Origin of the sequence: Paenibacillus tengchongensis, from assembly GCF_008973665.1 — a bacterium.
Taxonomy (GTDB): domain Bacteria; phylum Bacillota; class Bacilli; order Paenibacillales; family Paenibacillaceae; genus Paenibacillus_AQ; species Paenibacillus_AQ tengchongensis.
Genome location: NZ_WACP01000081.1, coordinates 1 through 514 on the forward strand (window position 1 = coordinate 1; position 514 = coordinate 514).

1 pseudogene is annotated in these 514 nt (G+C 66.0%); it reads right to left on the reverse strand.

Annotated features, from left to right (window positions below):
• Positions 1–514: pseudogene (locus F1381_RS28550) on the reverse strand (HNH endonuclease); the annotation flags it as partial.

A 514-nucleotide genomic window follows, 5' to 3' on the forward strand; every position in this document is an offset into this window, starting at 1 on the left:
TCAAGGCCCGGCCCTTCAGCCCGGTCGGCACAGGAACGGCGGGCAGACCCTGCTGCGCCTTACGCGCCTGCTTCGACATCGCCTCGCCCGAAGCCTGGGCAGCTTGCGCATAGGCTTCGCCCATCTGGGTCGGCGGCACCTTGGACAGCTGCTCCAGAATCTGTCCCGGTTCTTCGGCCCGGATGTTTACCTTCTTGGCCTTGGCCGGTGCTTCTTTCTCTCCGGCCATTCCGCCAAGCAGATCGCCGAGCGATGGCTCCTTGGCGGCAACCGCCTCCTTCTCACCGCCGGCCGTCTCTTCCTTCGGCTTGGCTTTGGCCGGCCTGGCTTCGCCTTGTTCCCCGCCGGATTCACGCTTGCCCGCTTCTGCCGCGGGCTCCTCCTGGCCTTCCTTTGGCTTGGCCTTATCGCCTGTAGGCTCAGCCGCCTCCGCTTGACGTTCATCTTCAGCTTCGGCCTGCGCCTGGCGTTCACCCTCAGCTTCCGCCTTCGCTTGCGGCTTCTCCTGCCTGGC